Genomic DNA, 26,341 nt, shown 5'->3' on the forward strand with positions numbered 1-26,341 from the left:
TCCACGCTATGTTTAAACCATAACCACACGACGCCATCGCGCGTCACAATCTGACTGGAAGAGGGATTGCATGAACATGATCAAAACCCGTGCCGCTGTTGCCTGGGCCGCTGGCGAACCGCTGAAAATCGAAGAAGTGGATTTGATGCCACCGCAGAAAGGCGAAGTGCTGGTGCGTATTGTCGCGACCGGTGTCTGTCATACCGACGCCTATACCCTCTCCGGCACTGACCCGGAAGGCGTTTTCCCGGCGATTCTCGGCCATGAAGGCGGCGGCATTGTGGAAGCCGTGGGCGAAGGCGTGACCAGCGTAGAAGTGGGTGACCATGTCATTCCGCTTTACACGCCAGAGTGTGGCAAATGTAAATATTGTCTGTCGGGCAAAACCAACCTCTGTCAGGCGATCCGCGCCACCCAAGGTAAAGGCCTGATGCCGGATGGCACCACCCGCTTCTTTAAAGATGGCAAACCGATTTTCCACTATATGGGCACCTCGACCTTCTCTGAATACACCGTGATCCCGGAAATCTCACTGGCGAAAATCAGTAAAGAAGCGCCGCTGGAAGAAGTTTGCCTGCTGGGCTGTGGCGTCACTACCGGCATGGGTGCAGTAATGAACACGGCTAAAGTGAAAGAAGGCGACACCGTCGCAATCTTCGGTCTCGGCGGCATTGGTCTTTCTGCGGTCATCGGCGCCAAAATGGCGAAAGCCGGACGCATCATTGCAATCGACCTCAACACCAGCAAATTCGATCTGGCGCGCAAACTGGGTGCCACCGATCTGATTAACCCGAAAGATTACGATAAGCCGATTCAGGATGTGATTGTCGAGCTGACCGACGGCGGCGTGGACTTCTCATTTGAATGTATCGGTAACGTCAACGTAATGCGTTCCGCGCTGGAGTGCTGCCACAAAGGCTGGGGCGAGTCTGTGATTATCGGCGTCGCCGGTGCCGGTGAAGAGATCTCTACCCGTCCGTTCCAGCTGGTAACCGGTCGCGTCTGGCGCGGTTCCGCCTTTGGTGGCGTGAAAGGCCGTTCACAGCTGCCTGGCATTGTGCAGGATTACCTTGATGGTAAGTTTGCCCTGAACGACTTCATCACCCACACCATGCCGCTGGAAGAGATCAACGACGCCTTTGATTTGATGCACGAAGGAAAATCGATTCGCTCGGTCGTGCACTTTAACAAATAATCAGGAGGCGTTATGGCATCCACTCTGGAGCTACTGGAAGAACACCGTATTTTTGGCGGCTGGCAGCAGCGCTGGCGTCATCAGTCGGCCGTGCTGAACTGCCCGATGACCTTCAGCATCTATCTGCCTGAGCCGCACGGTGATGCGCCGCCGCCGGTGGTCTGGTTTCTGGCCGGGCTGACCTGCAACGATGAGAACTTCACCACCAAAGCGGGCGCGCAGCGCGTGGCGGCGGAACTGGGTCTGGTGCTGATTATGCCGGATACCAGCCCGCGCGGCGAAGGCGTTGCCAACGATGAGGGCTACGATCTGGGTCAGGGCGCGGGATTTTATCTCAATGCCACTCAGCAACCCTGGGCCACGCATTTCCGCATGTTCGACTATCTGAGCAGCGAGCTGCCCGCCCTGATTGCCGACAACTTCAAGGTCAGTGAACGTCAGTCGATCATGGGTCACTCCATGGGCGGACACGGCGCGCTGATGCTGGCGCTGCGTCTGGGTAACCGCTTTGCCTCGGCGTCTGCGTTTGCGCCGATTGTGAACCCGATGCAGGTGCCGTGGGGCCAGAAAGCGTTTCAGGCCTATCTGGGCGATGACCAGGCAGCGTGGCGGGAATATGACAGCTGCCAGCTGATGGCGGAGGTGTCGCATCGTCTGCCAGTCCTGATCGATCAGGGCGACAGCGATCAGTTCCTGGCCGATCAGCTGCAACCGGAGCGGTTAGAGGAGATCGCCAGAGAAGTCGGTTTCCCGCTGACGCTGCGTATTCAGCCGGGTTATGACCATAGCTACTTCTTTATCGCCAGCTTCGTGGAAGATCATCTGCGCTTCCATGCACAGCATCTGCTGGCGTAAATAATCAGGGCCGCAATTGCGGCCCTGAACTTTTGTGCATCCTGTACTGCCGCAAACGCTGGCTCAAGGCCAGGCCTGCCAGATTCTCAGACCAGTGCCGGTCCGGTCAGCCCGTCGATCATCACCTGCGGAATGCCGCGCGAGCAGTGTTCGATACGGCCATTCACGCCATACACCTTCGCCAGCGTAGCAGGCGTGATCACCTTATCCGGCTGCCCTTCCGCTACCAGCGCGCCCTGCTTCAGCATCAGCGCGTGTTGCGCATGACGCAGCGCGATGTTGATGTCATGCACCACCACCACCGTCACGATGTTGCGCTGGGCTGTTTCGCGGCGGACCAGATCCATCACGTGGAACTGGTAATTGAGGTCCAGCGCGCTCAGCGGTTCATCCAGCAGCAGCAGCTTAGGGCGACGGATCAGTGACTGCGCCAGCCCGACCAGCTGCTTCTGTCCGCCGGAGAGCTGGTCGAGGTAACGCATCGCGAGATGCGCAATCCCCAGCTGTTCCAGCAGATGCATGATTTCCGCTTCGCTGCTGGCGCTGTGCAGCCCACCCGAGGCACGCTGCGCCACGATGATCGACTCCAGCACATGCAGATGCACGCCCGCAGGCAGCGACTGCGGCAGATAGACCACATTCTTCGCGCGACGGGCAAACGGCTGGGTCATCAGATCTTCGCCATTGAGCCACATCTCACCCTGACCTTTATTCAGTCCGGCCAGCGCACGCAGCAGTGTCGATTTACCGCAGCCATTCGGTCCGAGCAATACGGTAATTTCCCCGCGCGGCAGCGGTGCCACGTTGAGATTTTCAATGACTTTATGTTTGGGATAACCGGCACTGAAGCCGCGTAACGTCAGACCCTGTTCCATCACACTGTCCCCCGATGACGCAGAATAATACTCAGGAAGAACGGCACGCCAATCAGTGAGGTGACAATGCCGACCGGGATGATCACACCGGGGAGCAGGTTTTTCGAGGCGACCGACGCCAGCGATAGCACCAGCGCACCAACCAGCGCACTGGCGGGCAGATAGAAGCGGTGATCTTCACCAAACATCATGCGGGCAATATGCGGTGCCACCAGACCGATGAAGCCTATCGGGCCAACAAACGCCACCGCCAGCGCCGAGAGAATGCTGATGCGCAGCAGGGTGGTAAGGCGCAGACGACGTACATCGATACCAAAGCTCACCGCACGATCTTCACCCAGACGCAGCGCCGTCAGCTTCCAGCTGCTCATCATCGAGAACGGCACCAGAATGGCCAGCGCGACGGTTAATACGCCCAGCTTCTCCCAGGAAGCACGCGCCAGGCTGCCCATGGTCCAGAACACCAGACCCTGCAGGGTGTCTTCGCTGGCGATGAACTGCATCATTGAGACCAGCGCATTAAAGGTAAAGACCAGCGCAATACCGAACAGGACTACGCCCGCCGATGAAACCTGCGTCCAACGGGTCACGGCATCCAGCATCAGCGCGGCAAACAGCGCAAAGACAAAGGCGTTGGCAGAGATTAACCACTGATCAGGAATGCCGGGGATACCCACACCGAGGATGATCGCCAGTGCAGCACCAAACGCCGCCGCCGAGGAGACACCGAGTGTAAACGGGCTGGCCAGCGGGTTGTTCAGGATGGTCTGCATTTCTGCACCTGCCAGGCCCAGCGACAGCCCTACCACCAGCGCCATCAGCGCATAGGGTAAACGAATGTCCCAGACGATAACGCGGGTGCCGGCATCCACGCTATCGGGGCTGAGCAGCGTATTCCACAGCGTTTCAAGTGAGAGTCCGGCCGGACCCAGCGTGAAGTCGAGGATCAGCGAGGCGACAATGGCCACCAGTAATACGCCAATCCAGATCAGGCGACGGCGCAGCACCTGATGGTAATTTTGCATGGTGTGGTGAAGCGTCTCTTCCCCCGCCAGCAGCGAAGTTTCGGTAGTCATGTTTGAACCCTGTGTGGCTATCACGTCAGAAAACGCAGCCACAATAGTGCAGGTGATAATAATTATCAATTCGTGAAGATAAGCGAGACGTGAAAAAAGGGTAAAAAACGGTGTTGCAGGCGGGAGAATGGCTCAGGGAGCCTGCGCCTTTCGCAAAGACGCAAAACCCGCCATCCCTGGCGGGCTCAGCGCGGACCATCCCTGGCCCGCTATGCTTTGCTACAGGCACAGGCTCCCATCGCTTCACGATTCCTGCGGCCTGCCAGAAATGCGGCAGGCACCGTGCGCAGGAGTCAGCGCACAGAACTAATCTTTATGAACCGGGAATTCCATCTCGCTGTACTTCACGAAACGGCTCCCGCGCGTCAGCTTGTAACCAAACCAGATAATCAGGAACAGCGGAATACCGATATAGGTGGCCGCTACGCCGTACCAGTCGATGCTGTCGTTGAGGAAGGCCTGATAGTTCTGACCCAGCGTGATGATCAGGCAGAGCACGAAGGCAAAAATCGGTCCCAGCGGGAAGAAGCCGGAACGGTATGGCAGATCGTTCAGGTCACGTCCCTGGGCGACATAACCGCGACGGAAGCGATAGTGGCTGATGGCAATACCCAGCCAGGCGATAAAACCGGTCATGCCTGAGGTGTTCAGCAGCCACAGATAAACTTCCTGATTGCCAAATTTTGAGGTCAGGAAGCACAGCCCGGCCACGACGGTGGTCGCCCATAAGGCATTGCGCGGCACGCCGCCCTTTGAGAGCTTCGCGAAAATACGCGGCGCTTTACCTTCAGAGGCCAGGTTGTACAGCATGCGCGTTGAGGCATACATACCGGAGTTGCCGGCAGACAGCACCGCCGTCAGGATCACCGCATTCATCACCGCTGCCGCAGAGAGCAGACCCGCGTTGCGGAACACCAGAGTGAATGGGCTGACGCTGATATCGTCAATGTCGTTGTGCAGTAATTGCGGATCGGTATACGGCAGAATCAGGCTGATAATCAGGATGGCGAACACATAGAACAGCAGGATACGCCAGAAAATCTGCCGCACGGCACGCGGAATATTTTTTGCCGGGTCTTCAGATTCGCCCGCCGCGATACCGATCAGCTCGGTGCCCTGGAAGGAGAATCCCACAATCATCGCCACGCCAATCATCGCCGCAAAGCCGCCCGCAAATGGCGCATCGCCCACCTGCCAGTTCTGCCAGCCCGCATGCTCCGCACCGTGCATGATGCCGGTGATCATCAGCACGCCCACGATGATAAAGATAATGACGGTGGCCACTTTAATCAGCGAGAACCAGTACTCCGCCTCGCCAAAGCCTTTTACTGAGATGTAGTTAAGCAGGAATATCAGTCCCAGGAACAGCGCGCTCCAGATCCAGCCCGGCGTGTCGGGGAACCAGTAGGTCATCACCAGCTGGGACGCCACCAGGTCAACCGCGATGGTCACCGCCCAGTTGTACCAGTAGTTCCAGCCGAGTGCGAAACCAAAGCCCTCTTCGACATATTTTGCGCCGTAGGTGGCGAAAGAACCGGATACGGGCATGAAGGCAGCCAGCTCACCGAGACTGGTCATCAGGAAGTAGACCATCAGGCCGATCAGCATGTAGGAGAGCAGTGCCCCGCCGGGGCCAGCCTGAGCAATAGTAGCGCCGGAGGCGACAAACAGGCCGGTACCGATGGAGCCGCCGATGGCGATCATCGTCAGATGACGGGCTTTTAACGCACGTCGTAATGCAGGTTGTTGTGTTGTTTTTGAGTCATTATGCATGTGTTAACGCTACGCTGGGTAAAAATGAGGCGCGATTGTAGCAGCCAGACCGCCTCTGTATAGCTGATGCCATACTGTTATAAGTTAAGTTCATGATCGCGCCCGAATTATTAGCAATCACTCACGACAATAGGACAAAAAGCGCGTCAGTGCCTTTGAAATATGCTTCTGCCGATGATGGATGCGATAGAGCGTCCGGGTCAGACGCGGCAACGGAATCGTCAGTTCTGTCAGCGTCCCCGCCTCCAGCAAATCGGCAATCACCCGGCGCGAAAGACAGCTGATGCCCATGCCGTGCCGCACGGCATGCTTGATCGCTTCGGAGTTGCCCAGCTCCATACCCAGTTGAAAACTTGGCAGGTGAGACAGCAGCAGATAGTCGACGATTTCCCGGGTGCCGGATCCGCGTTCACGCAGGATCCACGGCGCTTCTGCCAGGGTTTTCAGCGTTACCGGCTGTTGCAGAATCGCGGCATCGGGCGCGGCAAACACCACCAGCTCATCTTCCAGCCAGGGTTCGCTGACCAGTTCGGTCATATGGCACGGCCCTTCAATCAGGCCGACATCCACGCGAAAATCGGAAACCGCCTGAATCACATCCTGACTGTTGCCGACGCTCAGCTCCAGCGGCAGACCGGGAAAATCGCGACGATAGGCCGCCATCATGCCCGGCAGCAGATAGTTACCAATGGTGCTGCTGGCAAAGATGCGGATCGCGCCGTTATCCTCTTTGAATAGCTGCTCAATTTCGCCCGCCTGCTCCAGCAGCCCGACCGCACGCGGATAGAGCAGTCGCCCATGCTCATTCAGTACCAGCCGTTTGCCGACCCGATCAAACAGCTGTACCCCGAGCTGACTCTCCAGATCGGCCAGCGCCGCGCTGACCGCCGACTGCGACAGTGCCAGCAGTTGCGACGCCTGAGTGGTGGAGCCGCTCTTCAGCACTTCGGTGAACACTTCGATTTGTCGCAGCGTAATGTGCATCGTCGCCTCTTAACTCAGTGAGTGCCTGACAAGATAAATGATTAATGCCAGCCAGATCAGCCCGATGACTACCAGCCAGCCTGCCATCTTTTTGCCGCGCGAACGCTGGGACTGCGCGCGTTCACTGCTGCTGATGCGCACCTCTCGTGGCAGCAGCCGCAACAGAATCATGACGCCCGTGGGAATAATCACCGCGTCATCCAGCAGACCAACAAACGGGATCACATCCGGGATGAGATCGATCGGGCTGACCCCATAAGCAACCAGCCCCAGCATGCCCAGCTTGTTCCACCAGGGTGTGCGCGGATCGCGAAAGGCGAACCACAGCACGAACATATCTTTTTTGATCAGCGTCGCCCAGCGGCGCAGACGCGAAACTATCATGATTGCTGCCTTATCGTTTATTCTGGTCAATTATAAATATATTATCAATTTCACTTTTAAGCCAGTCGCCCTCATGATCATGACTCAACCACGAGGAGTGACACCATGACCGAACTGAGCATCCCTAAAACGCATCATCCCGTTGCGCTCTGGTTCCCTGGTCTGCTGCTGACTGTCGCGATTGCCGGGGCTGCCAGCTGGCTGGCGCAGCAACCGGCAATTGCAGCAGCAGGGCTGGGTTCACTGACCCTGGCGATTATGCTGGGCATTCTGGTTGGCAATAGCGTCTATACACCGCTGGCTTCGCGCTGCGACAGCGGCGTGGCGCTGGCTAAACAGAAGCTGCTGCGGCTGGGGATTATCCTGTTTGGCTTTCGCATTACTTTACAGCAGATCGCTGACGTCGGTTTCAGCGGCATCCTGATTGATGCGCTGACGCTGAGCAGCACCTTTTTTGTGACCTGCCTGCTGGGCATCCGACTGCTGAAGCTGGATCGCGATACCGTCTGGCTGATTGGTGCAGGCAGCAGTATCTGCGGGGCTGCGGCCGTGCTGGCGACCGAGCCGGTGGTGAAAGCCGCGCCGTCAAAAGTCGCGGTGGCTATCGCGACCGTGGTGCTGTTTGGCACGCTGGCGATCTTTATCTATCCGCTGCTGTGGCCGCTGGCGCATCACCTGTTTCCGGGCCTGAGTGCCGCGCAGTTTGGGGTATTCACTGGCTCAACCATTCACGAAGTGGCGCAGGTGGTGGCCGCCGGGCACAGTATCAGCCCGGAGGCTGAGAACAGCGCTGTGATTGCCAAAATGCTGCGGGTAATGATGCTGGCGCCGTTCCTGCTCTGCCTGAGTGCGGTAATCCGCGGCAAACGCAACGCGAGCCAGGCGCGTCAGCCGGTGACCTTTCCCTGGTTCGCCCTGCTGTTTATCGCGGTCGCGCTGTTTAACTCGCTGCAACTGTTGCCTGCGGCGTTGGTGGCCACGCTGAATGCGCTCGCGGGTCTGCTGCTGGCAATGGCGATGGCCGCGCTGGGCTTAACCACCCGTTTTGGCGCGCTGCGTGAGGCTGGCGTTAAACCGTTGCTGCTGGGCGCACTGGTATTTGGCTGGTTAATCGCGGGCGGCGGCACCATCAATCTGCTGGTGCAACATTTCATGGGCTAGCGGCATCGGGTATTATGCCGCTTCACCCGTGCATAGCCCCCAGGAGTAAGGCATGAAATATATTGGCGCACACGTGAGTGCGGCAGGTGGCGTTGATCAGGCCGTGATCCGCGCCCATGAAATAGAAGCCACCGCCTTCGCCCTCTTTACTAAAAATCAGCGTCAGTGGAAGGCCGCCCCGCTCTCCACCGAGGTGATTGATGCTTTTCGCGCCGCCTGCGAGACGTACAAATTCAGTCCGCAGCAAATCCTGCCGCACGACAGTTTTCTGATTAACCTTGGTCATCCGGTTGAAGAGGCGCTGGAGAAATCCCGCGCGGCTTTTATTGATGAACTGAAACGTTGTGATCAGCTCGGCCTGACGCTGCTCAATTTCCATCCCGGCAGCCATCTGCATCAGATTGAAGAAGAAGCGTGCCTGAAGCGGATTGCGGAGTCGATTAACATCGCGCTCGATCAGACGCAGAACGTGACCGCCGTGATTGAGAATACCGCCGGTCAGGGCAGTAACCTGGGTTTCCGCTTCGAGCATCTCGCCACCATTATTGAGCATGTCGAAGATAAGTCGCGCGTCGGCGTCTGCATTGATACCTGCCATGCGTTTGCCGGCGGTTATGATCTGCGCACCGAAGCGGACTGCGAAGCGACCTTTGCTGAGTTTGAGCGCATTGTCGGCTTTAACTATCTGCGCGGCATGCACCTGAACGATGCCAAAAGCGCCTTTGACAGTCGCGTTGACCGCCATCACAGTCTGGGTGAAGGGAATATCGGCAAAACGGCGTTTAGCTGGCTGATGAAAGATCCCCGGTTTGATGGTATCCCGTTGATTCTGGAGACCATCAATCCCGATATCTGGAAAGATGAGATTGCCTGGCTGAAAGCCGAGCAGCAGGGATAGAAAAAGGGAGCCAGATGGCTCCCTCAGACCGCTGACAAACCGAAAGCCGGTTGAACCTGGCAGCAACGTATTAGCTCAATGCGCAGGGAACAGGGTCAGAGGAGGAAAGCGTCCCGCCGCCCGGATAAAAACGCCGGGAGCGTTTTTGAACAACGCAACGCGTTGGCCCGTTTACGGGCGCACCTCAGGGATGAGGTGCGTAATCGCGCGGGCCGAGCGTGCCATGGATGGCGGCTTTTGCGTCTTTCCGATCTGACCGTGTTCCCAATGCCAGCTCGGTCTCACCGCCACCGGGCCCGACTTTGTCAACTGGAATAACAGGGAGCCATCCGGCTCCCTGTTATTTTTACTTCAGCAGATTAGGCACTTCTGCACATCAGGCTTTCGCCAGCTGCTCTTCCGGACGTTTCAGAACTGCATAGCTCAGACCGGCAATCGCGGTGCCGATGATAATCGCCATCAGATAGCCGACAACCGGGGTGATTGCGCCAGGGATCAGCAGGACAAACAGTCCACCGTGCGGTGCCATCAGTTTCGCGCCAATCGCCATGGAGATCGCGCCGGTAACCGCGCCGCCGACGATACAGCAAGGCAGAACGCGCATCGGGTCACGGGCAGCGAACGGAATCGCACCTTCAGAGATAAAGCAGAGACCCAGAACCAGTGCCGCTTTACCGCCTTCCTGCTGACCTTTGTTGAATTTACGACGGGCAACCAGCGTAGCCAGACCCATCGCCAGCGGTGGCACCATACCGGCGGCCATGATGGCGGCCATGGGTGCATACGTCTGCGAACTCAGTAAGCCAACGCCAAATGCGTAAGCCACCTTGTTCACCGGACCACCCATATCGGTACACATCATGCCGCCCAGAATCGCACCCAGCAGGACCGCATTCGCCGTACCCATGTTGGCCAGCCAGTGCGTGAGGCCATTCATGATGCCTGCAACCGGTTTACCCACCACGTAGATCATCAGCAGGCCGGTGATCAGGCTGGCAAACAGCGGAATAATCAGTATCGGTTTCAGCGCTTCCATACTCTGCGGCAGTTTAACTTTGCCGCTGATCAGCTTCGCTGCATAACCGGCAATAAAGCCTGCGATGATACCGCCTAAGAAGCCTGCATTGATGCTGGTGGCGATCATACCGCCAATCAGACCTGGCGTCAGACCCGGGCGGTCAGCAATAGAGAAGGCGATAAAGCCCGCCAGCACCGGTACCATCAGGGCAAAGGCGCTGCCTCCACCGATTTGCATCAGTGCCGCAGCCAGTGTGCCCTGCTCTTTAAAGGCTGTGATACCAAAAGCGAACGACAGGGCGATGCTCAGACCACCCGCGACCACCATCGGCAGCATGTAAGAAACACCGGTCAGCAGGTGACGATAAGCCCCCGTGCCGCCTTTCTTCTCTTCTTCACTGGTATTGCTCTGTCCGGCAGCCGCCGCTTTATACGGCTTCGCTTCTGCTACCGCTTTATCCAGTTCCTGCGCGGTTTTCTTCAGCGCCAGACCGGTCGAGGTGCGGTACATCGGCTTACCGGCAAATTTCGCCAGATCGACTTCGATATCAGCAGCGACGATCACCAGATCGGCAGCAGCCACCTCTTCCGGAGTAATCGCATTACCGGCTCCCACGGAACCGCGGGTTTCAACTTTCACCCACCAGCCGCGGCGGGTCGCTTCGGCCTGAATCGCCTCGGCAGCCATAAAGGTGTGCGCCACGCCGGTCGGACAGGCGGTAACGGCAACCACGCGTTTCGGCGCGCCAGTCTGAGCCGGTGCCGCAGCAGCTGCGCCAGCCGGTGTGGCCACCGCAGCGGTTGACTGCCAGGTTTTGGCTTCGGCTTTCGCCCGGTTCAGGAAAGTTTCCGGCTCGCGGACTGCCAGCTGGATATCGCCCAGCCAGACCGCTTTACCGTTCAGCGCCGCATCGTCCGGCACGTTTTTGCCCAGCACGATCGCCAGTTCAGCGTCGGCAGGGTTATCAGTCAGAGTCAGGCCCGCAGCAGGTGCGGCCGCAGCCAGACGTTGTTGCGCCATATAAGCGGAAGCCAGTCCCAGTACAGGGTCTTTAATCAGCAGCGTTTTCATTATCGCTCTCCTGCTGTCAGTTAACGGGTTGTAAGTCGACGCGCGCCATCATTGCGGCCAACTGAGTACGATCGGAAACGCCGACATTGCTCTGGCTGACGGCCATTGCCGCCACAGCAGTCGCAAGACGCAGCGTGTGTTCGCTGGATTCGCGCATCAGCAGGCCATAAATCAGGCCGCCAACCATGGAATCACCTGCACCCACGGTGCTGACGACTTCACACACCGGCGGTTTAGCAATCCATTCACCTGAGGCGTTGACCCATAGCGCGCCTTCTGCGCCCAGTGAAATCACCACATGGGCGATACCCTGCTCGCGCAGTTCGTGCGCAGCACCAATCACATCCTGCAGGGTTGGCAGTTTGCGGCCGGCCCAGATTTCCAGCTCACGGCGGTTAGGTTTAACCAGCCACGGTGCGGCTTTCAGGCCTGCCACCAGTGCTTCGCGGCTGCTGTCAAAGATGATGCAAGGGCAGTGGGTGCGCAGTTCGGTCATCCAGCGGGTAAAGGCATCGTGATCGACACCTTCCGGCAGGCTGCCGCTGACGCAGACCATATCGAACTGGCCCAGCCAGGTCAGCGAGTCGGAGGTAAAACGATCCCAGTCCTGACCCGTCACCTGAAAACCGGAGAAATTCAGATCGGTAACGTCGCCGGTCTGTTCAGTGAGTTTAACGTTGATACGGGTACGGCCTGGCACCACCTGGAAACGGTTAGCAATGCCCAGCTCGCTGAACAGCTGCTGGAACCCGTCCTGATTCTCTTTACCCAGGAAGCCACCTACGGTGACATCGATACCCAGGTCTTTCAGAACTTTGGCGACGTTGATGCCCTTGCCCGCAGCATGCAGCCCGGTGGTTTTCACCAGGTTCACTTCGCCGCGTTCAATTTCAGGGGTATATCCCACCAGGTCATACGCCGGATTCAGCGTAATGGTGGCGACGCGTCTGCTCATGATGCCCCCTCGCCCAGACCGCTGGTGATCGCTTCTTCAATCGCGTTCAGCGCCTGCTGTGCATCGTCACCGCTGGCAGTAAAGCGCAGGCGATGGCCTTTCTTCACGCCCAGCGCAACCACTTTCATCAGGCTGCGGCCATTGGCAGGTTTACCACTGCCGTCGAGGTTGGTCACGGTGATGTCGCTGTTGAACTGCTTGATCACGCTGACCAGCGCGGTGCCCGGACGGGCATGCAGGCCATGTTCGTTACGGATGGTGTATTCTGCGGTCAGCACCTCAGCCTGCTCATCGACTTCGCTGGTCAGCAGCGCGTAGACGCCTGCCGCATCGGCTTTCAGCAGACGATCGGCTTTGCCCTGCTGCAGTAATGCGCTGAGGTAACCCAGCACTTCCAGCGGACGCTCATCGGTCGCCGACACGCTGATTAACAGTGCAGCCTGTTCGCCCTTATGGTCGAAGGCATGTTCAGCGCGACTGATAGCCACGCCGCTGCGCAGGTTGCCGAGGCTGCTGTCGCTGAGCCAGATGCCCTGCCCCAGATTCAGCGGCGTCGTTGAAACCACGTCTGCGACGTAGCTGGCATCCACCACGCCCGCGGACTGCAGCCGACCGGCGTTCATTGCCTGCAGGGTAATCAGATCGCTGGCGGCGACGTTCAGCGTAATTAATGAAGTGTCGAAGCTGAATTCAGCGGCTTGTTTCTCGCCCATCAGCAACGCACGAAGATCTTCAGCAGAGGCGGTTTTAAGCTGTTCGGCGATAGAGTCATCGCTCAGAACATGCGTCAGCTGACGCAGCAGCGCCAGATGTTCATCTGACTTAGCAGCAATCCCGATAGCGACATAGGCGGTCTGATCTTCGCCCCAGGCAATGCCCTGCGGGAACTGGAACACCTGAACACCGGTTTTCAGCACCAGATCGCGGGTATCGGTGGTGCCATGAGGGATGGCGATGCCGTTGCCGAGGAAGGTTGAGGTCTGCTGTTCGCGCGCCAGCATGCCGTTGACGTAGCCTTCCGTCACATTGCCTGCAGCGGTTAACGCGGCAGCGACCTGACGAATGGCCTCTTCTTTGTTCTGGGCGCTGGCTCCGGTATGGATGGCCTGCAATTCGAGCTGGAACATAATTCTCCTCGCTTGCTGAGATTGAATCGTTTCAGCCAGTGGGGATTTTTTTACGCCATGCTGTTGAAAACAGGTGGCGCAGTCACCGCTGAAACGTTTCAGGGATTGTGGTACAGCAATTTTCCGTAGGCAAGAAAATGCGCAAATGGCGTAACAGATTTTTGACGTTACGCACATTTCAGGGCGGTTTTGGGGAATAAAAAGTGAACAGGCTGACGCGGTTGCTGTAAAGCAGAGATTACCGGACCAGAAATTTCAGCAGCGTCAGCGCCTCAGAGCGCGGTATCCGCTTCGAGTTGCAACAGCCAGGTCATCGCCTGATGGCGGGAACCGCTGCCCAGGCTGGGTGCCTGAATATTTTTGTAGCGGCCTGTAAGATTACTCTCGCAGCAGCGAGCATATGCCTGACCTATACATTTACTGAGGGCTGGCATAAACTGAGTCACTACGTTTATCCAGGCTATTACTGACGCCTGTGTTCGGGCCAGATTTTTAAAGAGGAACATCCAACATGAGAACCGTCTCTGTATTCAAAAATGGCAATAATCGCGCCATTCGCCTGCCTCGCGACATGGATTTTGAGGGAGTGAGCGAGCTGGAAATTATCAGGGAAGGAGATGCTATTATTCTGCGTCCTGTCAGACCCACATGGCGTTCATTTACCCAGCTTGAGAAAGCTGACTCTGACTTCATGACAGAGCGTGAAGACGTTATCAGCGATGAGGGACGTTTTGACCTGTGAACAACACTTACATGCTCGACACAAATATCTGCTCATTTATTATGCGTGAGCAGCCTGAAGAAGTCATCCGGCGACTGGAACAGGCGGTGCTGCGTAACCACCGGATTGTGGTTTCTGCAATTACTTATGCTGAAATGCGTTTCGGTGCGATCGGAAAGAAAGCTTCACCGCGGCATATGCATTTGGTCGATGCATTCTGCGCACGGCTTGATGCTGTACTGTCATGGGACCGTGCAGCGGTAGATACAACCACTGAAATCAAAGCAGCGCTGGCTGTTGTCGGAACGCCCATTGGTCCTAACGACACTGCGATTGCCGGGCATGCTATTGCGGCCAGGGCTATTCTGGTGACCAATAACACACGCGAGTTTCAACGGGTACCCGGATTGCAGCTGGAAGACTGGGTCAAATAAGCGTCTGGATTCAGTGTAAGCCGTGTGGATCGGTTCTCAGGCGCTTGTGCTGGCTTCAAGCTCAATCAGGTAGGTCATAGCTGAGGTACGATCTGTAAGACACATATCAATAGAAGGTTGCAGACTTCCGCATACTTTCGGCCTTAAATCTGAACCGAAAATCATGCACAAATTTTCATCCGATAACTGAATACATCGGACATTAGCCGGTTTACCCTGCGGCATTCCGGGGATGGGACTTGAGATTGAGGGCGCGATGCAGCATGCACCACAATCAATACGACACTGCATTAATACCTCTCACGCGACCTTCAGAATACAACCGACAGTAACAGAACCTCAGAGGGATCGACACTGTACCCTTCAACACTTAACTTCCCGCTTTAATCGCTTACCATCAGGCATGCCAGGAATCGGTGAAGAAACAGAGGGCACTGTGCAACCGGCACCGCATTGCATGCTGTGCTCCGGCAGAGAAAGTCGCGGCGACAATAGCAGTCCACCGCGCTAATTACCATGAAAGCCGCGGCCTGAGACAAAATTTCGCATCCACGATATTGCCAGTTTTCAACGGCGCGAGTAACGTTGCGCGCACTTCACTCTCAAGATAGCGAGAACAGCAATGCCAAAAGCCAATGAAATCAAAAAAGGGATGGCCGTCACGCACAACGGTAAACTGCTGCTGGTTAAGGACATTGATGTCCAGAGCCCCAGCGCACGCGGTGCCGCCACCCTGTATAAAATGCGCTTTACCGATGTCCGCACCGGTTTAAAAGTCGAAGAACGCTTCAAGGGCGACGAGATTATTGATGCAATTTCGCTCAGCCGCCGCAGCGTGACCTTCTCTTATATAGATGGTGACGAATACATTTTTATGGATGATGAGGATTACACTCCCTACTCCTTTAAACAGGAGCAGATTCAAGAAGAGCTGCTGTTTATCCCTGAAGGCGGCATCCCTGGCATTCACGTACTGACGATGGAAGGTCAGGTGCTGGCACTGGAACTGCCACAAACCGTGGATATGGAAATCGTGGATACCTCACCCGGCATTAAAGGCGCCTCTGCCAGTGCCCGCACCAAACCGGCCGGCATGAGCACGGGTCTCTCTATCCAGGTGCCGGAATACCTCAGCAATGGTGATCGCATCCGTATCCATATCGCTGAACGCCGCTACATGGGTCGTGCAGACTGACCGGTTGCCTTCTGCCTATCGTGATAATGTTATAGTATTACATTATCACGCTATTCTCTGGCAGGAGTTGGCTTATGACACGCGTTAACCTGATCACCGGCTTTCTGGGTAGCGGCAAAACCACGCTGCTCTGCCATCTGCTGGCCGCCAGGCCCGCCGGGGAAAAGTGGGCAGTGCTGGTCAACGAATTTGGTGAGATCGGGATCGACGGCACCCTGCTGGCCGATCGCGGCGCCACGCTGAAAGAGATCCCCGGCGGCTGCCTGTGCTGCGTGAATGGCCTGCCGATGCAGGTCGGGCTGAATATGCTGCTCAGGAGCAAGCCCGATCGGCTGCTGATCGAGCCAACCGGCCTGGGTCATCCGCGTCAGGTGTTGCAGATGTTAAGCGCGCCGGTTTATCAGGCGTGGCTGCAACTGAATGCCACCCTGACGCTGCTGGATGCGCGTCATCTGGCCGATCCTCGCATCGTTGCCAATGGAAATTTCCGCGATCAGCTCGCGGCTGCCGATATTGTCATCGCCAATAAGCGTGATTGCTGGGATGAAGCGGACCGTCAGCGCCTGGCTGACTGGCAGCAGCAGATGCAGCCTCCGCGTCCATTAATACAGACAGAATTTGGTCAGGTCCCCCTTTCCCTGCTGGATATGCCGTATCAGCCACGCGATATCCCTCTGCCGCATCATCATCATCCGGCAAATCCCAATAGCGGTCTGACGGCGTTACGTCTGGATGGCGAAGCACGCTGGCGTCGGGCGCTGAATCACGGCCAGGGTTACAGCGCCTGCGGCTGGCTGTTTGATGCTGATACGCTGTTCGACAGCGGCGCACTGCTGGAGTGGGTACGGCAGGCAGCGGTCGATCGTATTAAAGGTGTGATGCGCACGCCAGAAGGCACAATGCGTATTAACTGCCAGGCAAAAGAGTTGCAGAGTGAAACCCTCGCCACACCGCCACCCGATAGCCGCATTGAGATCATCCATTCTCAGCAGGCTGACTGGAATCGGCTACAATCGGCGTTGTTGAAATGCCGTTTACGCTAAGACAGGTATTGTCGGCGGTTATTTTTTTAAATGAGTTCTGATTATGCGCGCAACCCGCCTTATTACTATCCTGCTGCTTAATGCACTGGGCGTAGTGCTCTTTCTTTCGTGGTATCTGCCGCCAGAACATGGTTTCTGGTTCGGCATTGATAAAACTATATTCTATGGCTTCAACAATCAGATGGTGAGCCATCCGCTGTTCGCACTGATCGTCGCCATCACCAATTTTCGTGGTTTTGATGCGGTGTCATTGCTGGCCATGGGCCTGCTTTATCTGTCGATCTGGCGACGTGAAACGCCACAGGCGCGGCGGCGGATGCTGGCTATCGGCATCACTATGCTGCTCACCGCCGTGGTGCTTAACCAGCTGGGCCACCTGTTGCCGGTGAAACACTCCAGTCCGACGCTGTTCTTCGAGAATGTGCATCGCGTCAGCGAACTGACCGGTATCCCCGCTAAAGATGCCTCGAAAGACAGCTTCCCAGGCGACCACGGTATGATGCTGATTATTTTCGCCTGCTTTATCTGGCGTTATTTTGGTTTCAGCCGTTTTTTAATTGCCACCGCTATTGTGGTGATATTTTCACTGCCGCGCGTCATGGCGGGTGCACACTGGTTTACCGATATTGCCGTCGGTTCAATGTCAGTGATATTAGTGGGGCTGAGCTGGTGGCTATTAACGCCGGCCAGTGACGTGCTGGTTAACTGGTTTTATCGCAAATTACCGGGTAAATATAAGCCCGTGACGTAAATGTTAAGCGCGGACGATTTAATAGCCCTGGTCTTAACCGTCCGCGCTTATAAAAAACAGCCCACCACTATTAGCCTGCTAATTAAATTCACGAAAAGAAAAGGTTATGACCCTGCTGACAGGTTAAATAGCCACCAACACCCTCTGTCAATTAAGAAAACTCCAAAAACAGAGGCTATGCCCTGAATTGACGCCCCTTTCACTGCCTGTTCTCATCATCATTTCACCACAATTGTTGCTAAAGTAGTCAGTGTGTTACGGTTTGATTTCACATCAAAAAAACCTATATGAAATTGATTAAAAGCACTCGCCACGGCGTCTGTAATCAGTTAACCTCAGTCGCAGTGAGGCTACAGCGGCAGAAAATTCGGATTTTTTACCGTTAAAATGTGTCCATTAACACATTTTAGTAATTAAGGATTTGTCTTAGGCTGTTTCGCTTATTAATCTCCCTGTTTTGTCATCTGGCTGGCGACAATTTTGTCGTAAGGAAATCGAAGGAAAACCCGAATAATGGTCAAGTCTCAACCAATACTGAGATATATCTTGCGGATCGTGCCCGCACTGGCGCTGGCCACACTCCTCTCAGCTTGTAGCAGTACACATAGCAGTCAAAACGCGAATAACGAGAATCATGAAGTTAACAACCACAATGGTTTTTTACTTCAGGCGTCTCAGGATGAGTTTGAAGAAATGGTGCGTAACGTCGACGTTAAGTCGCGCATCATGGAACAATACGCCGTCTGGAAAGGTGTGCGCTATCGCCTCGGTGGCGATACCAAACGCGGGATCGATTGTTCCGCCTTTGTACAACGCACTTTCCGCGATCAGTTTGGCTTAGAATTACCGCGCTCGACCTCTGAGCAGCAGGACACCGGTAAAGAGATTACCCGCAGTAAACTGCGTCCTGGCGATCTGGTGATGTTCCGTGCCGGTTCGACTGGTCGTCATGTGGGTATTTATCTGGGTAACGACAATTTCGTTCATGCCTCCACCAGCAGTGGCGTCATGATCTCCAGTCTCAATGATGACTACTGGAAAAAGCGTTACCGTGAAGGACGCCGTGTATTAAGTCGTAACCCGACCTGATTATCACCTTCGATCTTCTCTCAGCCAGAGAACATGAAACGCTGCTTACGCAGCGTTTTTTTTCGTGCCTTATTCTTAGCGGCAGTCGTTTTATCAGATAAAAGCATTGTATTTCAGATTAATAACGAGACATTTCGGACACTCTCGTTATATTCTCGGTCGCTTAAACCGAAGCAGTCGTGTGCAATACATAATAATAATTTGATCAGGGGAAGTTCCTCATGCCACTGTCGGGGGCGCTAAGGCGCCATGCCACCTATCCTCGCCGAATCGCATGGAGTAGTGCGATGGCCGGTGGCGTATTCTTTCTTCTGTTTGCCGTCCTGTCATTTCACCAGACCTGGCAGAAGCGCGAACGACAGCATCAGCAACTGCTGGAGAACAGCCGCACAGCATTACAGCAAACGCTTTCCAGCCTGCTCAACAGCACCCTCAGTCCCCTGCTTCCGTTCACCCACACTGCCTGTCATACCATCAATCGTGAACTGACCTCGCGCGCCGCGTTTGCCGGTAATCTCCGCGCCATCCTGCTGGTTAACGACGGCAATGCCTTTTGCTCCTCGGCCACCGGCAGTTTTAGCCTGCCGCTTAATGTGATCGCACCTGATAGTGATGTCTCACGTGACATCGATCTGCAGCTGATGTCAGGCACGCCGCTTCAGCCAAATAAACCGGCGCTGGGATTGTGGATTAAAAATCCTGGCAGTCAGCAGTCAGGTGTCTTCGCGACGCTGAATATCAGTCTGGCTCCCTACCAGCTGCAGGTCTCCGGGCATCCGGAAATTACCGGTATGGCGCTGATGGCACAAAAGAGTGCCTTAACCAGCTGGCAGCCTGGCGTGATGAAAAATAAAAGTCTGCCGCCGCCGCTGTATCAGCAGGCGCTGACAGACTATCCGCTGAAGTTTGTGTTGTTCGGTTCGGTTCTGGCGTTCAGTGATTACCAGAATATCCTGCTGTGCAGCCTGCTGCTATCACTGATGGTTTCCGGCGGCTGCTGGCTGCTGTTATCTGTTTATCAGCGTCCGGGGAAAGAGCTGATTCGGGGCATGAAGCGCGGTGAGTTTCACGTTGAATATCAGCCGCTGGTCACCTCCCACGATGGTCAACCTTATGGTATGGAAGCGTTACTGCGCTGGACCCATCCGACTGAAGGCCCGATCCCGCCGGATGTGTTTATTCAGTATGCCGAGTCGCAGAACCTGATTATTCCGCTGACGCGGCATCTGTTTCAGCTGGTTTCACGTGATGCGCACCAGCTGTGTCATACCATTCCCCGTCATGCCTGCCTCAGCCTCAACATCTCTCCGCTGCATCTGGCTGACAGCTGTTTCCGGCAGGATGTGCTGCGCTGGCTTGATACCATGCCTGCGGCTCACTTTAATTACGTGTTTGAGATTACCGAGCGCGCCATGGTGCGCGATGAAAACGTCGGGGAACTGTTTGACTGGCTGCATCAGCAGCATATCAACATTGCCATTGATGATTTTGGCACCGGCCACAGTGCGCTGATCTATCTGGAACGTTATGCGTTTGATTACCTGAAAATCGATCGGGGTTTTGTCCAGAGCATCGGTACAGAAACCCTGACCTCGCCAGTGCTGGACACCGTGCTGCAGCTGGCGAAGAAACTGAATCTGAAAAGTGTGGCGGAAGGGGTAGAAACCGGCGAACAGGCCGCCTGGCTGATCCATCGTGGCGTGACTCATCTGCAGGGTTACATCTTCAGCCGTCCGCTGCGACCGGAAACGCTGATAGACTATTTCCGGCGTCATAACGCCTGAGACTCTCTGGCCCGAATCGCGCCGGACATTTAACGGGAGAGAACATGCTATTTCGCCTGGGATTTCTGCTGCTGTGCGGCCTCTTCAGCGCCCCGCTGCTGGCTGCATCAGTCCTGCAAACGTTCGCCTTCACACAGACCGGCGAAGCGAAATATCCGCCCGGCTTCAGCCATTACGATTACGCTGACCCCCGCGCGCCAAAAGGCGGCAGTATTACCCTGGCGGTAGTGGGCACTTACGACAATTTCAACCGCTACGCCTCACGCGGCAATCCGGGCATCAATACCGGCACGCTTTATGACGGCCTGTACACCAGCTCAGACGATGAACCGGGCAGCTATTATCCGCTGATTGCTGAATCAGCCCGCTACGCCAGCGATTTTACCTGGATTGAAATACGCCTGAATCCCCGCGCCCGGTTCCATGACGGCACACCAGTCACCGCCCGCGACGTAGCGTTCACCTTTCAGAAGTTCATGACCGAGGGCGTGCCTCAGTTCCGCGTCGCCTACCGTGGCGTGACCGTCAGAGCGCTGGACGATCACACTGTCCGCATCGGGGCACAGAAACCGGATAAAGATCTGCTGCTTGGGTTACTGACGCTACCGGTTATCCCCGAGTCGTTCTGGCGCGATAAGAAGTTTAACGAGCCGTTAAGCGCACCACCGCTTTCCAGTGGACCTTATCGCATCACGCGCTGGAAGCTGGGCCAGTTTATTGAGTTCAGCCGGGTAAAAGATTACTGGGCCGCCGATCTGCCGGTGAATCGTGGACGCTTTAATTTTGATCGCATGCGCTACGACTACTATCTGGATGACAATGTAGCGTTCGAAGCCTTTAAAGCGGGTGCGTACGACTGGCGTGAAGAGACATCGGCGAAGAAATGGTCGACCCAGTATCGCGGCCGCAATTTCGACAATGGCAGCATTGTAAAAGAAACCGCGCCCAATGAAGCCGCTATCGATACCCGCTGGCTGGCATTCAACAATGAAAAACCGCTATTCCACGATCGCCGCGTGCGTCAGGCGTTGTCACTGATGTTCGATTTCGAGTGGATGAATAAAGCGCTCTATTACGGTGCCTGGCAGCGTGCCAGCAGCTACTTCCAGAATACAGAGTATGCGGCCCACGGCGTGCCGGATGCACAGCAGCTGGCGCTGCTTGAACCGTGGCGCGCGCAGCTGCCACCTGCGCTGTTCAGCCAGCCTTATCTGCCGCACAAAACCGATGGCAGCGGCTATGACCGCGCCAGTCTGTTAAGCGCGTTTGACCTGCTGAAACAGGCGGGCTGGCAGATTAAAAATCGCCGACTGATTAACGATAAAACCGGTCAGCCATTTACGGTCGAACTGCTGCTGCGCGGTGGCACCAGTACTGAATGGGCGTTACCGTTGCAGCACAACCTTGCGCGGCTCGGCATTACGTTGAACCTGCGGCAGATCGACAGCTCGCAGTACCTGCGGCGCTGGCGTGAAGGCGACTATGACATGATTGCCACCGTTTATGGGGCGATGCCGATTCCGACCTCCAGTCTGCAGATCCTCTGGCAGTCCGACTACATCACCTCGTCGTGGAATACCGCGCGGGTCAAAGACCCAATCGTTGATCACTTTGTGAAACAGATTATCGCGCATCAGGGCGACCCTGCCGCGCTGCGGCCGCTGGCACAGGCGCTGGATCGGGTACTGCTGTGGAATGCGTATATGATCCCGATGTGGTACAACGCTGAACAACGGCTGGCGTACTGGGATAAGTTTTCACACCCTGCCCGCAAACCTGCCTACAGCACCGGGCTGGAAAACTGGTGGTACGACACAAATAAAGCCGGACGCCTGCCGGCCAGCAAACGCTAAGGAGATGACCGTTGGCCGCATACTTTCTGCGCAGATTGCTGCTGATTATCCCGACCTTATGGGCGATCATCACGCTTAACTTCTTTATCGTGCAAATCGCGCCCGGCGGACCGGTCGATCAGGCGCTGGCGAATATTGAGTTTGGTCAGACCACTGGCCTGCCCGGCAGCGGCGCGGAGAACGCCAGTTCACGCGCCAGCGTCAGTCATCTTAATCCCGCAGATAATCAGTACCGTGGGGCGCGCGGGCTGGATCCCGAAGTAATTGCGGAAATTAAAAAGCGTTACGGCTTCGATAAACCGCTGTGGCAGCGCTACGGCGAGATGCTGTGGAACTACCTGCGTTTTGATTTTGGCGACAGCCTGTTTCGCAGCGCCTCGGTGATCGGGCTGATTAAGGAGAGCCTGCCGGTCTCCATCAGTCTGGGATTATGGAGCACGCTGATCATCTATCTGGTTTCGATCCCGCTCGGGATCCGCAAAGCGGTGCGCAACGGCAGCGCCTTTGATGTCTGGAGCAGCGCGTTTATTATCATTGGCTACTCCATTCCGGCTTTTCTGTTCGGCATCATGCTGATCGTACTGTTTGCCGGTGGCAGCTATCTCGACTGGTTCCCACTGCGCGGGCTTACGTCTGCGCAGCACGACACCCTGCCCTGGTATGGCAAAGTGCTGGATTACTTCTGGCATATCGCCCTGCCGGTACTGGCAACGGTGATTGGCGGCTTTGCCACACTGACGATGCTGACGAAAAACGCCTTTCTGGATGAGATCCGCAAGCTCTATGTGGTGACCGCGCGCGCCAAAGGCGTGCCGGAACGCCGTATTCTCTATCACCATGTTTTTCGCAATGCCATGCTGCTGGTGATTGCCAGCTTCCCCGCCACGTTTATCAGCATGTTTTTTACCAGCTCAGTATTGATCGAAGTGATGTTCTCGCTCAACGGACTCGGCCTGCTCGGCTATGATGCGACGCTGCAACGTGATTATCCGGTGATGTTTGGCACGCTCTATATTTTTACGCTGATCGGTTTGCTGATGAACATTCTCAGCGATCTGACCTATACGCTGGTCGATCCGCGTATCGATTTCGGGAGCCGCTCATGACGCTCTCTCCGCTGAATCAACAGCGCTGGCAGCGCTTTCGCCATAACCGTCGCGGCTACTGGTCACTGTGGATCTTTCTGGTCATTTTCCTGCTGTCGCTGTGTGCCGAACTGATCGCCAATGACAAGCCGCTGCTGGTGCATTACCAGCAGCGCTGGACGGTGCCGCTGCTGTTTGACTACAGCGAAACCGACTATGGCGGCGTACTGGCGACAGCGGCAGATTATCAGGATCCCTGGCTGCGGCAGCGCATTGCGCAGAACGGCTGGGCTTTATGGGCTCCGATTCGCTTCAGCGACAGCACCATCAACTTTGCTACTCAGGTGCCCTTCCCCTCTCCGCCCTCTGCGCAGAACTGGCTCGGCACGGACGCCAACGGTGGCGACGTACTGGCACGGCTGCTCTATGGTACGCGCATCTCCCTGCTGTTCGGCGTGCTGCTGACACTTATCTCCAGTATCATCGGGATTGTGATTGGCGCGGTGCAGGGTTATTTCGGCGGCAGAATTGATCTGATTGGGCAGCGGATGATTGAGGTCTGGTCCGGCATGCCTGCGCTGTTTCTGCTGATCCTCCTCTCCAGCGTCATTCAGCCCGGTTTCTGGTGGCTGCTGCTGGTCACCGTCGCGTTTGGCTGGATGAGCCTGGTGAGCGTGGTCCGGGCCGAGTTTCTGCGAACCCGAAACTTTGATTACATCCGCGCAGCACAGGCGCTGGGCGTCAGCGATGGCCGGATTATGCTGCGTCACATGCTGCCTAACGCGATGGTAGCAACCCTGACCTTTCTGCCCTTTATTTTGTGCGGATCGATTACCACGCTCACCTCCCTCGACTTCCTCGGCTTTGGTCTGCCGCTGGGTTCGCCCTCGCTGGGCGAGTTACTGCTGCAGGGCAAAAATAACCTGCAGGCACCCTGGCTGGGCCTGGCGGGCTTTTTCACCCTGGCGATCCTGCTCTCGCTGCTGATTTTTATCGGCGAAGCGGTGCGCGACGCCTTTGATCCGGGCAAAGGAGCCTGAATGACAACGCCACTGCTTGCCATCAATCATCTCTCGGTCGCCTTTCGTCAGGGCGAGCAGCTTCGCCAGGTCGTGAATGACGTTTCACTGCGCATTGACGCGGGCGAAACGCTGGCGCTGGTGGGTGAGTCGGGTTCCGGCAAAAGCGTCACGGCGCTGTCGGTAATGCGACTGCTGCATGAGGCGGCGGTGGTTTACCCCCGTGGAGAGATTCTGTTTAACGGTGAAGATCTGCTGCGCGCCCGCGAGCAACGACTGCGCGCGATTCGCGGCAACCAGATCGCAATGATTTTTCAGGAGCCGATGGTATCGCTGAATCCGCTGCACACCGTGGAGAAGCAGCTGTATGAAGTGCTGTCGCTGCATCGCGGGCTGCGTCGTCCGGCTGCACGTGGTGAGATTCTCAGCGTGCTTGATCGGGTCGGTATCCGTCAGCCTGCTACCCGGCTCAACGATTTCCCCCACCAGCTTTCCGGCGGCGAACGCCAGCGGGTGATGATCGCCATGGCGCTGCTGACCGAGCCTCAGTTGCTGATTGCCGATGAGCCGACCACTGCACTGGATGTGACGGTACAGGCGCAGATTCTGGCGCTGCTGCGTGAACTACAGCGGGAGCTGAATATGGGCATGCTGTTTATCACCCATAACCTGAATATCGTGCGTCAGCTGGCAGATAACGTCAGCGTGATGCGTCAGGGTCAGATTGTGGAACAGAATCGCTGCCAGATTCTGCTGAACCAGCCGCAACATCCTTACAGCCAGCAGTTGCTGGCCGCCGAGCCGGAAGGAAAAGCGCTGCCGCTACCCGCAGACGCGCCGGTCATTCTTCGGGTCGAACAGCTTAAGGTCAGTTTTGCGCAGCGGCGCGGACTGTTCCGGCGGCAGACCGGCGAAAAGCAGGTGCTTTCCGGGCTGAGTTTCAGCCTGCGGCGGGGCGAAAGTCTGGGTCTGGTGGGCGAGTCCGGGTCGGGTAAAAGCACCACCGGCCTGGCGCTGTTGCGGCTGATTTCCTCACGTGGCGACGTCTGGTTTGACGGCCAGCCGCTGCATCAGCTGTCGCGCCGGCAACTTCTGCCGCTGCGTCAGCGCATTCAGGTGGTGTTTCAGGATCCCAATTCCTCGCTCAATCCGCGTATGACGGTGCAGCAGATTATTGCTGAAGGTCTGGCGGTGCATCAGCCCGAACTGAACAGTGCCCAGCAGGCGCAGCGGGTGATTGCGGTGATGGAAGAAGTGGGACTGGAAGCGGAAAGCCGGCATCGTTATCCGGCCGAATTCTCTGGCGGTCAGCGACAGCGTATTGCTATCGCACGGGCACTGATTCTGGAGCCGGAGCTGTTGATACTGGATGAACCCACCTCATCGCTGGATCGCACGGTGCAGAAGCAGATTCTGACGCTGTTACGCCGCTTACAGCAGCAGCGTCAGCTCAGCTATCTGTTTATCAGTCACGACCTGGATGTGGTTCGCGCCCTGTGTCACCAGCTTATTGTGCTGCGTCAGGGGGAGGTAGTGGAACAGGGAGAGTGTGAAACGTTGTTTGCGTCACCGACGGCTGTGTATACCCGCGAGCTGCTGCAGTCGGCGCAACTCACCCTGCGATAAATGTTTCCGCAATCGCCACGCCCTGATTTTTCAGGCAGCAGTTAGTGGCGCTTTCGTCGCGACGCTGAATAAACAGGCAGGGCTGCCCTTCGCACTCGGCCACTTTGCAATCGACCTGAATATCCGCCAGCACCTCTTTCAGCTGCTGCAGGATCTCCCACGCCGGAATGCCGTCATGGCTGATCAGACGCAACGCCACGAACTCTTGCTCATCCAGCATTGTGTCATCGGATTCAATGGCACTGTGGTGATCGCTGGCCCAGCGAAAACGCTGTGGCAGACGATGCACAATTGAAAGTTGCAGCATAGGTTACTCTCCCCGATGAGTTTATGTCGCAACACCGACCTGCCCGGCTGAAAACGGGTTGA

General features: G+C 56.4%; 24 protein-coding genes and 1 pseudogene. 15 read left to right on the top strand and 10 right to left on the bottom strand.

The genetic code is table 11. The features are described 5' to 3' along the window. Positions 1–70: 70 nt before the first annotated feature. Both FA92_RS11815 and fghA read left to right on the top strand, forming a co-directional pair. Positions 71–1,195, top strand: a complete 1,125-nt coding sequence (locus FA92_RS11815; RefSeq protein WP_003854127.1) for an S-(hydroxymethyl)glutathione dehydrogenase/class III alcohol dehydrogenase — start codon at positions 71–73, stop codon at positions 1,193–1,195. 12 nt (positions 1,196–1,207) lie between these two features. Beyond that, positions 1,208–2,050, top strand: a complete 843-nt coding sequence (gene fghA / locus FA92_RS11820) for an S-formylglutathione hydrolase (RefSeq protein ID WP_013358515.1) — start codon at positions 1,208–1,210, stop codon at positions 2,048–2,050. A gap of 86 nt (positions 2,051–2,136) precedes the next feature. Here the strand turns inward: fghA and FA92_RS11825 are convergent, their stop codons facing one another. The 5 genes from FA92_RS11825 to FA92_RS11845 form a co-directional block, all read right to left on the bottom strand. Then, complete coding sequence (locus FA92_RS11825) at positions 2,137–2,925, bottom strand: ABC transporter ATP-binding protein (RefSeq protein WP_033783692.1); 789 nt, start codon at positions 2,923–2,925, stop codon at positions 2,137–2,139. Then, complete coding sequence (locus FA92_RS11830) at positions 2,925–4,001, bottom strand: iron ABC transporter permease (RefSeq protein WP_033783695.1); 1,077 nt, start codon at positions 3,999–4,001, stop codon at positions 2,925–2,927. The genes FA92_RS11825 and FA92_RS11830 overlap by 1 nt, the downstream gene beginning before the upstream one ends. A 306-nt stretch (positions 4,002–4,307) precedes the next feature. After that, positions 4,308–5,774: an amino acid permease gene (locus tag FA92_RS11835; RefSeq protein ID WP_033783696.1), complete on the bottom strand. Its 1,467-nt coding sequence runs from the start codon at positions 5,772–5,774 to the stop codon at positions 4,308–4,310. Between the two features lie 117 nt (positions 5,775–5,891). Next, positions 5,892–6,758, bottom strand: coding sequence for a DNA-binding transcriptional regulator YeiE (gene yieE, locus FA92_RS11840; protein WP_003854133.1), 867 nt, complete (start codon positions 6,756–6,758; stop codon positions 5,892–5,894). Between the two features lie 9 nt (positions 6,759–6,767). Next, positions 6,768–7,142 carry a YkvA family protein gene (locus tag FA92_RS11845; RefSeq protein ID WP_033783697.1) on the bottom strand — a complete coding sequence of 125 codons (375 nt, stop codon included), beginning with the start codon at positions 7,140–7,142 and terminating at the stop codon, positions 6,768–6,770. Positions 7,143–7,247: 105 nt separating this feature from the next. Here FA92_RS11845 and FA92_RS11850 point away from each other — a divergent pair, with 105 nt between their 5' ends. Next, complete coding sequence (locus tag FA92_RS11850; RefSeq protein WP_033783698.1) at positions 7,248–8,303, top strand: YeiH family putative sulfate export transporter; 1,056 nt, start codon at positions 7,248–7,250, stop codon at positions 8,301–8,303. Positions 8,304–8,355: 52 nt separating this feature from the next. Next, the gene (gene nfo, locus FA92_RS11855; RefSeq protein ID WP_033783699.1) at positions 8,356–9,201 is read left to right on the top strand and encodes a deoxyribonuclease IV; all 846 of its coding nucleotides are present in this window, start codon (positions 8,356–8,358) and stop codon (positions 9,199–9,201) included. 376 nt (positions 9,202–9,577) lie between these two features. Here the strand turns inward: nfo and fruA are convergent, their stop codons facing one another. The 3 genes from fruA to fruB are packed head-to-tail and all read right to left on the bottom strand — an operon-like array spanning position 9,578 to position 13,372. Continuing rightward, a complete protein-coding gene (fruA, locus tag FA92_RS11860; RefSeq protein WP_033783700.1) occupies positions 9,578–11,290 on the bottom strand; it encodes a PTS fructose transporter subunit IIBC in 1,713 nt (570 codons plus the stop codon). Positions 11,291–11,306: 16 nt separating this feature from the next. Then, positions 11,307–12,245 carry a 1-phosphofructokinase gene (gene fruK, locus FA92_RS11865; protein WP_013358523.1) on the bottom strand — a complete coding sequence of 313 codons (939 nt, stop codon included), beginning with the start codon at positions 12,243–12,245 and terminating at the stop codon, positions 11,307–11,309. Further along, positions 12,242–13,372 carry a fused PTS fructose transporter subunit IIA/HPr protein gene (gene fruB, locus FA92_RS11870; protein WP_033783701.1) on the bottom strand — a complete coding sequence of 377 codons (1,131 nt, stop codon included), beginning with the start codon at positions 13,370–13,372 and terminating at the stop codon, positions 12,242–12,244. The genes fruK and fruB overlap by 4 nt, the downstream gene beginning before the upstream one ends. A gap of 511 nt (positions 13,373–13,883) precedes the next feature. On the opposite strand from fruB, the gene vapB reads away from it, so the two are divergent. Then, positions 13,884–14,114 (top strand): type II toxin-antitoxin system VapB family antitoxin, encoded by a 231-nt coding sequence (vapB, locus tag FA92_RS11875; RefSeq protein WP_013358526.1) that lies wholly within the window; start codon positions 13,884–13,886, stop codon positions 14,112–14,114. Then, positions 14,111–14,527 (top strand): type II toxin-antitoxin system VapC family toxin, encoded by a 417-nt coding sequence (locus FA92_RS11880; protein WP_033783702.1) that lies wholly within the window; start codon positions 14,111–14,113, stop codon positions 14,525–14,527. The genes vapB and FA92_RS11880 overlap by 4 nt, the downstream gene beginning before the upstream one ends. A gap of 102 nt (positions 14,528–14,629) precedes the next feature. Here FA92_RS11880 and FA92_RS22705 read toward each other — a convergent pair. Beyond that, a pseudogene (locus tag FA92_RS22705) lies at positions 14,630–14,818 on the bottom strand (YkgJ family cysteine cluster protein); the annotation flags it as partial. A 331-nt stretch (positions 14,819–15,149) separates the two neighbouring features. On the opposite strand from FA92_RS22705, the gene yeiP reads away from it, so the two are divergent. The 9 genes from yeiP to yejF all read left to right on the top strand — a co-directional run bounded on the left by yeiP (position 15,150) and on the right by yejF (position 25,972). Next, a complete protein-coding gene (yeiP, locus tag FA92_RS11885) occupies positions 15,150–15,722 on the top strand; it encodes an elongation factor P-like protein YeiP (protein ID WP_033783703.1) in 573 nt (190 codons plus the stop codon). 74 nt (positions 15,723–15,796) lie between these two features. Then, positions 15,797–16,765 (top strand): GTP-binding protein, encoded by a 969-nt coding sequence (locus FA92_RS11890; RefSeq protein ID WP_033783704.1) that lies wholly within the window; start codon positions 15,797–15,799, stop codon positions 16,763–16,765. Between the two features lie 43 nt (positions 16,766–16,808). Continuing rightward, positions 16,809–17,516, top strand: coding sequence for a phosphatase PAP2 family protein (locus FA92_RS11895; protein ID WP_013358529.1), 708 nt, complete (start codon positions 16,809–16,811; stop codon positions 17,514–17,516). A 513-nt stretch (positions 17,517–18,029) separates the two neighbouring features. Then, the gene (mepS, locus tag FA92_RS11900; protein WP_013358530.1) at positions 18,030–18,605 is read left to right on the top strand and encodes a bifunctional murein DD-endopeptidase/murein LD-carboxypeptidase; all 576 of its coding nucleotides are present in this window, start codon (positions 18,030–18,032) and stop codon (positions 18,603–18,605) included. Positions 18,606–18,826: 221 nt separating this feature from the next. Further along, entirely contained in the window at positions 18,827–20,389 is a 1,563-nt protein-coding gene (locus FA92_RS11905; RefSeq protein ID WP_013358531.1) for a cyclic di-GMP phosphodiesterase, read from the top strand. A gap of 44 nt (positions 20,390–20,433) precedes the next feature. Beyond that, complete coding sequence (locus FA92_RS11910) at positions 20,434–22,242, top strand: extracellular solute-binding protein (protein WP_033783705.1); 1,809 nt, start codon at positions 20,434–20,436, stop codon at positions 22,240–22,242. A gap of 11 nt (positions 22,243–22,253) precedes the next feature. Further along, entirely contained in the window at positions 22,254–23,348 is a 1,095-nt protein-coding gene (locus tag FA92_RS11915) for a microcin C ABC transporter permease YejB (RefSeq protein ID WP_013358533.1), read from the top strand. Then, entirely contained in the window at positions 23,345–24,367 is a 1,023-nt protein-coding gene (locus tag FA92_RS11920; RefSeq protein ID WP_013358534.1) for a microcin C ABC transporter permease, read from the top strand. The genes FA92_RS11915 and FA92_RS11920 overlap by 4 nt, the downstream gene beginning before the upstream one ends. Then, complete coding sequence (gene yejF, locus FA92_RS11925) at positions 24,368–25,972, top strand: microcin C ABC transporter ATP-binding protein YejF (protein WP_033783706.1); 1,605 nt, start codon at positions 24,368–24,370, stop codon at positions 25,970–25,972. On the opposite strand, the gene FA92_RS11930 is transcribed toward yejF, so the two are convergent. Then, complete coding sequence (locus FA92_RS11930; protein ID WP_013358536.1) at positions 25,959–26,279, bottom strand: hypothetical protein; 321 nt, start codon at positions 26,277–26,279, stop codon at positions 25,959–25,961. The two genes, yejF and FA92_RS11930, sit on opposite strands and share 14 nt — an antisense overlap. Between the last annotated feature and the right edge of the window lie 62 nt (positions 26,280–26,341).

Source organism: Pantoea sp. 9140, assembly GCF_000745295.1.
In the GTDB taxonomy this organism is placed as follows: Bacteria; Pseudomonadota; Gammaproteobacteria; order Enterobacterales; family Enterobacteriaceae; genus Pantoea; species Pantoea vagans.

Bases quoted from the DNA above. Each gene is read 5' to 3' on its own strand.
- FA92_RS11825 (WP_033783692.1), bottom strand. From the start codon at position 2,925: ATGGAACAGGGTCTGACGTTACGCGGCTTCAGTGCCGGTTATCCCAAA.
- FA92_RS11830 (WP_033783695.1), bottom strand. From the start codon at position 4,001: ATGACTACCGAAACTTCGCTGCTGGCGGGGGAAGAGACGCTTCACCAC.
- FA92_RS11845 (WP_033783697.1), bottom strand. From the start codon at position 7,142: ATGATAGTTTCGCGTCTGCGCCGCTGGGCGACGCTGATCAAAAAAGAT.
- FA92_RS11815 (WP_003854127.1), top strand. From the start codon at position 71: ATGAACATGATCAAAACCCGTGCCGCTGTTGCCTGGGCCGCTGGCGAA.
- yeiP (WP_033783703.1), top strand. From the start codon at position 15,150: ATGCCAAAAGCCAATGAAATCAAAAAAGGGATGGCCGTCACGCACAAC.
- FA92_RS11920 (WP_013358534.1), top strand. From the start codon at position 23,345: ATGACGCTCTCTCCGCTGAATCAACAGCGCTGGCAGCGCTTTCGCCAT.
- FA92_RS11890 (WP_033783704.1), top strand. From the start codon at position 15,797: ATGACACGCGTTAACCTGATCACCGGCTTTCTGGGTAGCGGCAAAACC.
- FA92_RS11910 (WP_033783705.1), top strand. From the start codon at position 20,434: ATGCTATTTCGCCTGGGATTTCTGCTGCTGTGCGGCCTCTTCAGCGCC.
- fruK (WP_013358523.1), bottom strand. From the start codon at position 12,245: ATGAGCAGACGCGTCGCCACCATTACGCTGAATCCGGCGTATGACCTG.
- yieE (WP_003854133.1), bottom strand. From the start codon at position 6,758: ATGCACATTACGCTGCGACAAATCGAAGTGTTCACCGAAGTGCTGAAG.
- FA92_RS11835 (WP_033783696.1), bottom strand. From the start codon at position 5,774: ATGCATAATGACTCAAAAACAACACAACAACCTGCATTACGACGTGCG.
- FA92_RS11850 (WP_033783698.1), top strand. From the start codon at position 7,248: ATGACCGAACTGAGCATCCCTAAAACGCATCATCCCGTTGCGCTCTGG.
- FA92_RS11930 (WP_013358536.1), bottom strand. From the start codon at position 26,279: ATGCTGCAACTTTCAATTGTGCATCGTCTGCCACAGCGTTTTCGCTGG.
- yejF (WP_033783706.1), top strand. From the start codon at position 24,368: ATGACAACGCCACTGCTTGCCATCAATCATCTCTCGGTCGCCTTTCGT.
- vapB (WP_013358526.1), top strand. From the start codon at position 13,884: ATGAGAACCGTCTCTGTATTCAAAAATGGCAATAATCGCGCCATTCGC.
- fruB (WP_033783701.1), bottom strand. From the start codon at position 13,372: ATGTTCCAGCTCGAATTGCAGGCCATCCATACCGGAGCCAGCGCCCAG.
- fghA (WP_013358515.1), top strand. From the start codon at position 1,208: ATGGCATCCACTCTGGAGCTACTGGAAGAACACCGTATTTTTGGCGGC.
- mepS (WP_013358530.1), top strand. From the start codon at position 18,030: ATGGTCAAGTCTCAACCAATACTGAGATATATCTTGCGGATCGTGCCC.
- FA92_RS11905 (WP_013358531.1), top strand. From the start codon at position 18,827: ATGCCACTGTCGGGGGCGCTAAGGCGCCATGCCACCTATCCTCGCCGA.
- FA92_RS11895 (WP_013358529.1), top strand. From the start codon at position 16,809: ATGCGCGCAACCCGCCTTATTACTATCCTGCTGCTTAATGCACTGGGC.
- fruA (WP_033783700.1), bottom strand. From the start codon at position 11,290: ATGAAAACGCTGCTGATTAAAGACCCTGTACTGGGACTGGCTTCCGCT.
- nfo (WP_033783699.1), top strand. From the start codon at position 8,356: ATGAAATATATTGGCGCACACGTGAGTGCGGCAGGTGGCGTTGATCAG.